Consider the following 7255-nt stretch of genomic DNA (forward strand, 5'->3'; position numbering starts at 1 on the left):
GCGGCCGCCGCCACGTAACTGTCGTGGATCTCCACGCCAAGGCGGATCCAGCCGTCACCGAGGGGAAGGGACGCGGCCGGCCCGACGGCATCGATCGCCGTCTCGATCTCGCTGTCGACGGGAGCGACGATCTGCGCCCCGTTCGCCGGGTCGCCGGACGGTGCGCCCAGGTACACCTTGTAGCCGTTGTCGGTCGCCGGATTGTGACTTGCGGTGACCATGATGCCGGCGTCCGCGCCGAGTCGGCGGACGGCGAACGCCAGCACCGGCGTGGGCACCGGGACAGGCAGCAGGGCCGCCCGCACCCCCGCCCCGGCGAGCACCCGAACACTGTCGAGGGCGAACCGCTCGCTGCCATGCCGGGCATCCGCCCCCACGACAACCAGCGGAAGTGGACGATCATCGTCCGGTGGCGTCCCCGAGCCGGTCGGTGCGGTATCCGCGGGCGTTACTGATGGTGATCTGGTTGTCGTGGGCGAAGCGTCCGTGCCGGGCTGTCGGGCGAGCAGCCAGGTGGCCAGGCCCGCCGCCGCCCGTCGGACGACCGCGGTGTTCATCCCGGCCGGGCCGGCGCGAAGCGGCCCACGAAGCCCGGCCGTGCCGAAGCGCAGGGCACCGGAGAACCGTTCACGCAGGGCTTCGAGGTCACCAGTGGTAAGCGCGGCGTCGACCAGAGTGGCCAGTTCGGCCCGGTCGGCCGGCCAGGGATCGTCGGCGATCCACCGCCGGGCCCGGGCGAACAGGTCCGGGAGGCCCGCGTCATCCACAGCGTGCACGTTCATCCCCGATGGGCACGTTCATCCAACATGACCAGTTCACCAGCCTGCCCCAGGACCCGCACGCTCATCCCCACGGATGCGGCCTTCTCGACGGACACGGCCTTCTCGACGGACACGGCCTTCTCGACGGACACGGCCTTCTCGACGGATGCGGCCTTCTCGACGGATGCGGCCTTCTCGACGGACACGGCCTTCCCGATGGACACGGCCTTCCCGATGGACACGGCCTTCTTGACGGACACGACATTCCCGGCGGGCGCGGCCATCCTGATGGACGTGTTGTCCCGGCGGACGCCGTCCATCTCGACCGATCACAGCCTGGTGATGATCGAGGCGAGCAGTGCGCCCATGCGTCCGGCCGCCTCGGCGCCGGCGGCCAGCACGTCGGTGTGGTCGATCGGCTCGTCGGTCATGCCGGCGGCCAGGTTGGTCACCAGGGACAGCGCCAGCACCTCGGCGCCCTCGGCCCGCGCAGTGATCGTCTCGTGCACGGTCGACATGCCGACCAGGTCGGCGCCGAGCGTCCGCAGCATCCGGATCTCGGCCGGGGTCTCGAAGTGCGGCCCGGGCAGCGCCGCGTAGACCCCTTCGGTGAGGGCCGGGTCGGCGGCTCGCGCCAGCGCGCGTAGCCGCGGGGAGTAGGCGTCGGTGAGGTCGACGAACTGCGGCCCGATCAGGGGTGAACGGCCGGTGAGGTTCAGATGGTCGGAGATCAGTACGGGCTGGCCGACAGTGTGGTCCTCGCGCAGCCCGCCGGCGGCGTTGGTGAGCACCACGGTGGACACACCCGCGGCACAGGCTGTGCGGACACCATGGGCGACGACCCGGGGGTGATAGCCCTCGTAGGCGTGGACCCGGCCGAGGAACAGCAGAAGATGACGTCCACCGAGGGCAACCGAGCGCACCGTCCCGGCGTGGCCGGGGGCACTCGGCGGCGGAAAACCGGCGAGTTCGGCGACGGCCACCTCGCCGGTCACTGTGCCGGTCGCGGCCAGCACGTCCGCGGCGGGCAGCCATCCACTGCCGAGCACGATGGCGATGTCGTGCCGTCCGACACCTGTGATCTCGGCCAGCCGCGCCGCGGCAGCCGTCGCCTCCGCAGCGGCCTGCGCACCCGGCCCAGTAGCCGTCTGCACGGCAATGGTGTCCCGCATGTGGTGACTCTAGCTTCGGTCCCGCCCCGGCGTGTTCCGCTCCGTTGCTGCGCTGGCCTGCTGCGCTGGCCTGCTGCGCTGGCCTGCTGCGCTGGCCTGCTGCCCTGACGGTGACTTGCTGTTCTGACTCGCTCCGCAGCCCTGATCCGCCGCTCTGATTCGCAAGCCGCCCGGTTTACCCATATTTGGGGTGATATCGAAGGCATCCGAGGTACTGACCCTCCACGGCCTGGCCCCTCGCTCATCCCACGGCACCACCACCCATACGGTCGAATCAGTAGACGGAAACTGTCATCGCTCGGAGCCCTGAAAATATTATGTAGAGGAATAATTCGCGGCATCGGATAGCGCCTTCTGCGGCTATCTCGCTGCGCCTGTCTCGATCGGCTCGGGCCTCCGGGTCATCCGGCCCCTTGATGCTGCTGAATATTCGGTGTCTGAGCGTCCGGCGTCGAGACTGTCGAGAATGCCATGGCCATTATGATCATCGAGAGGTGCCATAGCCGGGGTCGCTGCCCACGTGGATGCCACAGGCGGGTGGTAGGACGCCTCTGGAAAGCGGCGGTGAAGCGATCTCAGAAGGGTGGTGAGCCGAGATCCAGAACGCTGTCCCGTCTGGTTCTGTCCGTGTCCGGACCGTGGGCGCCGGCCCTTTTTCTCACGCCGTGGGTACCTCCCCCGCTGTACGTGTCCGTCCCCGGGGCTCCTGGAGCTGCTGATGCGCTCGTTCTCGATATTCCTGCTGTGGAGGCATCCGTTCCCGTGTTGCGCGTTCTGGGAATGTCTGCTCGCGGGGATCCTGCTTGCGAGACGGGGTCGTTGTCTGACCTCCGAGTTATGAGCCCGGCGGGCTCGACGTCCCAGGGTTCGGGGATGCTGGGGTAGACCCGTCCGGTCGGGCTGGTCCACATCGCGGTGTCACCGTCGGTGCGTTGAACCGTCCAGCCGCCCTCGTGTTTGGCCCTGTGGTGGCGCCGGCACAAGGTCAGTAGATTCTCTTCGCTGGTGGGTCCGCCGGCGCTGTGCGGCTGGATGTGGTCGAGGTCGCAGAACTGGGCAGGTTTCCGGCAGCCCGGGAAACGGCAGGTCCGCTGCCGCGTGCGCAGCAGCCGGGCGAGGCCGGGTGCGGAGAAGCGGCGGCCGACCTCGATCGGCCGGTCGCCCTGGGCGGGGTCGGTGAAGATCCGCCGCCAGGTCGCCTCCCGGGCGAGCTCCCGGACGGTTTCTGCGGGGATCGGCCCGTAGCCGGCGAGTTCCCCGGGGGTGTCGCTGACCGCGGCGAGGGTCGCGGCGGAGACGAGTATCCCGACCTCCACGGACACCTCAGCTCCCCGGTCGCGGCCGAGGAGCAGGTCGACGAGGGCGTCGGCGCGGCGGGCGTCCATGCTGGGGCGTTCGTCCGGGCCGGTGTGGGGGATGGTCATGCCAGGGGGCTCGTCCGGGTCGGCGACCGCGCGGGCGAGGGCATCGAGGCGCTGGTAGGCGGCTTGGGCGTCGAGGGCGGGCAGCAACGCCCACAGTTCGGCCATCCCGTCCTCGGCCGGACGAAGCTGCACCTCCCGACCTTTGCGGGCGTGGGCGTGCCGTCGCCGCGCGCCGTCCGGGTCGGCGCTGAGAACGGCCCGGCGCAACGCCTGACGGAACAGGCTGGGACTGCCCCGCCCACCCCGGGCCAGCACCTTCCGCTCGACCGCGGCGGCTTTGTCTGCGGACAGGGCGGCGGTTGTCTCGGCGACCGCGCGGACCCGACCCAGATCGATCGCCCCGGTCTCCAGCGCGGCCAGGGTGGCCGGCAGCCGGTCGACGACGGTGACCGCAAGCTCCACGCTGGCCGCGGCAGCGGCCGGGGACAGGGTGAGTTCGGCGGCGATCTCCTCCGCGGCCCACCCCGGCCCGGCCGGGTTCCCCTCCCCGGGCGGGGTGGGCCGCAACGCGGCGAGACGGGCCTGGGCACGCAGCATGACCGCCTCCAGCCCGGCGATCCGCCGCCGCACCGCGGCCATCAGGGACAGGCAGCCGTCCGAGTCACAGGAGGCCACCACCGGCAGACGGCCGGCCATGTCACAGCCCGCCAGCGCTGGCGGGCCACCGCACTCGGCGCGGCCCGTCGGCGCTGGCGGCGGGGCCGGAACCGCCGTGCCAGCCGGGGCTGGGTCGCCCACCCTGGTATCGAACATATGTACGAGTATAGTCGCTTATATGGACATTTTCACCCCTGACGACGATCGCTCTCCCGGCCCTCCGCACAGGCGCAGGACGCAGACCGCATACGAGAGGCATCCATAATGATCTATAAAGTCCGGTTGCGCCGGGCCGGTGCCTGGTGGCCGACGGTTGGTCATGATCGTGCGTCAGCGGCCCGGGGGGCCGGCGGCGGGGCGGAAGTCGTGGTCCGGATGGTCCCGGGTGGCTGGGCCACCCGGGACCCGGGGCCAGTCCCAGGCCACCCCGTAGTGGAGCCCGCGGGAAAGCTCGACGAAGTCCTTGCGGACGTATCCGAGGCTGCTCGGCACAAGCCAGTGCTCCTCGTCGTCCGGATGCAGCCGGGCCTCCGGGCCGAGCACGCCGCTGAAATACCAGACGCGGACGGGTGGTACCGTCGGGTCGAACTGGAGCTGTACCGTGTATCGGCTGTTCTGCTGCTCTTTCGGTGTGTAGTTCAGGACCGGTGTCATCTCGCGGTCGGTGTGTATGCGCAGCCGGTACACAAAGGAAACGCGGTCGCCGGGGGAAAGCGCCGCCGAGAACTCGAGCTCGGTCACCTCGTACCCGTTCGGGATGAAGGTGGAGCGCCGGACCGCGCAGTTCGCCAGCGCTTCGACGGAGATCACCTCGGGTCGCGGGTCGCTGTGATAGCGGGTGGTCGCCACGTAGTGGTCGATCCCGTCGTCGAGGGCGACCAGGGACCGGAATATCAGCACTTCCGTCGGGATCCGGCCGGAAAGTCGTACCAGCAGCTCGGCCCGGTCAAGGAGAAACCGCGGCCGGCTGGCGTCGAGGAGGCCCGGCGCACCGCTGCCGGCCAGGTAGTCCTGCCAGCCGGCACCGGCGCTGAGCTCCGCGACCCGCTGCCTGAGCAGGAGCGCGGCCTCGACGGTCCCCCGGTAGAACCATTCCCGTACGGTTCGCTCGTGTCGGCCCCGGCGGCGGGCGAGTGCGTCGATCCGGGCCGTCAGGGACGGCTCACCCGGATTCTCGCCGTCAATGTTGAAACCGATCTGGGCACCGGTCCGCAGTTTTTCCTGGGGGATGGCGTGACAGCACTCGACTATGATGTTCTGTAATGCGGCGGCGCGTTGGTCGTCCGACCATTCTCCAGGTGCCGGGGGCAGCAGCCGTACCAGAGGCGAGCTCCTGAGTTTCTCGACGTTCAAACCCGGTCCCGCCGAGAGCGCGACAAGCTCCGCCCTGATCGTCTCGACGGTCAACTGGGTTATGGTGTCGCCGGTCATGGGCAGCCCCGTTCCCGTCCTGGAAACAACCGATCGGACTCCCGGCGGGTCGCGCCGGCCGGGTAGCGTGAACCCGCGCGGCCGCGCGTCGGTTCCGCCGGTGGTGGCGTGCGCCGTGGAGTCTTTCCATCAACGGTAGACGTAATCGTGGGCGCATGTGTGTTTTCCTGGCTGACATCGATAAAAATAATCGCTTTTGCCTGCTTTGTGGCTGGGTCCGGGCGGCTGCCGCGGGGCGTGGCCACCCGGTCGCCCTCGGCCGGCGAGGCCGCCTCGGGGCGACGGGAGCGGCGAGGCGGGTCCCTGAAGCCGACGGCTCCCTCGCTGTGGTCATCTGGCCGCGGTCACCTCCGGTCTGCCGGTCCTCGCCGGGCGCGGGCTGGCGCGTCGGGAGTGATCCGGAGTGGTTCAGCCGTGCTCCTTGCCGCTTCGTCGGCCATCTCGTGGTCCATCCCGTCGGCGATCCCGTCAGGCCGTTGCCGTGACGGCGGTGAACCCGGCGTGAGAATCGCGCATGAGTGGGCCGGGTTTCCCTACGATCTGGCCATGAGCGAGCGTCTGTCGGAGTCCGGCCAGCCGATCAAGCCGGTTTACAGTGCATCCGATCTGCCCGCGGGCCTGACGGAGCGCCTGGGTTCACCCGGTGAGTATCCGTTCACCCGGGGCGTCTACCCGACCATGTACACCGGCAAGCCGTGGACAATGCGGCAGTACGCCGGTTTCGGCACCGCCAGGGAGTCCAACGAGCGGTATCACTCGCTTGTCGCCGCGGGCACCGGCGGGCTTTCGGTCGCGTTCGACCTGCCCACCCAGATGGGTTATGACTCCGACGACCCGATCGCTCACGGCGAGGTCGGGAAGGTCGGGGTGGCGATCGACTCGATCGAGGACATGCGGGTGCTCTTCGCCGGCATCCCGCTGGACAAGGTCTCCACGTCGATGACCATCAACGCGCCGGCGTCCGTCCTGCTGCTGCTATACCAGCTGGTCGCCGAGGAGCAGGGCGTCCCCGGCTCGAAGATCACCGGAACCATTCAGAACGACGTCCTCAAGGAATACATCGCCCGCGGTACCTACATCTATCCGCCCGCGCCGTCCCTGCGGCTGATCGCCGACACGTTTGCGTACTGCCGCAACGAGATCCCCCGGTGGAACACGATCTCGATTTCCGGCTACCACATGGCCGAGGCCGGGGCCACCCCCGCGCAGGAGATCGCTTTCACCCTCGCCAACGGCATCGCCTACGTCCGGGCCGCCGTCGAGGCGGGGCTCGCCGTGGACGAGTTCGCCCCCCGGCTGTCCTTCTTCTTCGTCTCCCGCACGACCCTGCTGGAGGAGGTGGCGAAATTCCGCGCCGCCCGCCGGATCTGGGCGGACGTGATGAAGAACACCTTCGGCGCGACGAACCCCAAGTCGATGATGCTGCGCTTCCACACCCAGACCGCGGGCGTACAGCTCACCGCGCAGCAGCCCGAGGTCAACCTGGTCCGGGTCGCGGTACAGGGCCTCGCCGCCGTGCTGGGCGGCACCCAGAGCCTGCACACGAACTCCTACGACGAGGCCATCGCCCTGCCGACGGTCAAGGCCGCGACCCTGGCGCTGCGTACCCAGCAGGTGCTCGCCTACGAGACGGACATCACCGCCACCGTCGACCCGTTCGCCGGCTCCTACGCGGTCGAGGCCCTCACCGACGATGTCGAGCAGGCCGCCCGCGAGCTCATGGAGCAGGTCGAGAAGCGCGGCGGAGCCGTCGCCGCGATCGAGCAGGGCTACCAGAAGAGCGAGATCGAGAACCTGTCTCTTATACACATCTCCGAGCCCACGAGACAAGCGCTCATATCGTATGCCGTCTTCTGCTTGAAAAAAAAAA

General features: G+C 69.3%; 4 protein-coding genes and 1 pseudogene. All 5 read right to left on the reverse strand.

Annotated features, from left to right (window positions below; genetic code table 11):
- Nucleotides 1-683: pseudogene (locus NBX02_RS04805) on the reverse strand (phospho-sugar mutase); the annotation flags it as partial.
- A gap of 95 nt (nucleotides 684-778) precedes the next feature.
- Entirely contained in the window at nucleotides 779-1081 is a 303-nt protein-coding gene (locus NBX02_RS04810; protein WP_250290150.1) for a hypothetical protein, read from the reverse strand.
- 9 nt (nucleotides 1082-1090) lie between these two features.
- The gene (locus NBX02_RS04815; protein ID WP_250284557.1) at nucleotides 1091-1933 is read right to left on the reverse strand and encodes a purine-nucleoside phosphorylase; all 843 of its coding nucleotides are present in this window, start codon (nucleotides 1931-1933) and stop codon (nucleotides 1091-1093) included.
- Between the two features lie 575 nt (nucleotides 1934-2508).
- Entirely contained in the window at nucleotides 2509-4110 is a 1602-nt protein-coding gene (locus NBX02_RS04820; protein WP_250290151.1) for an HNH endonuclease signature motif containing protein, read from the reverse strand.
- Between the two features lie 174 nt (nucleotides 4111-4284).
- On the reverse strand, nucleotides 4285-5385 hold the full coding sequence (locus tag NBX02_RS04825; RefSeq protein WP_250284555.1) for a hypothetical protein: 1101 nt from the start codon (nucleotides 5383-5385) through the stop codon (nucleotides 4285-4287).
- Nucleotides 5386-7255 lie beyond the last annotated feature (1870 nt).

Source organism: Protofrankia sp. CiP1_Cm_nod1 (assembly GCF_920888515.1).
Taxonomy (GTDB): domain Bacteria; phylum Actinomycetota; class Actinomycetes; order Frankiales; family Frankiaceae; genus Protofrankia.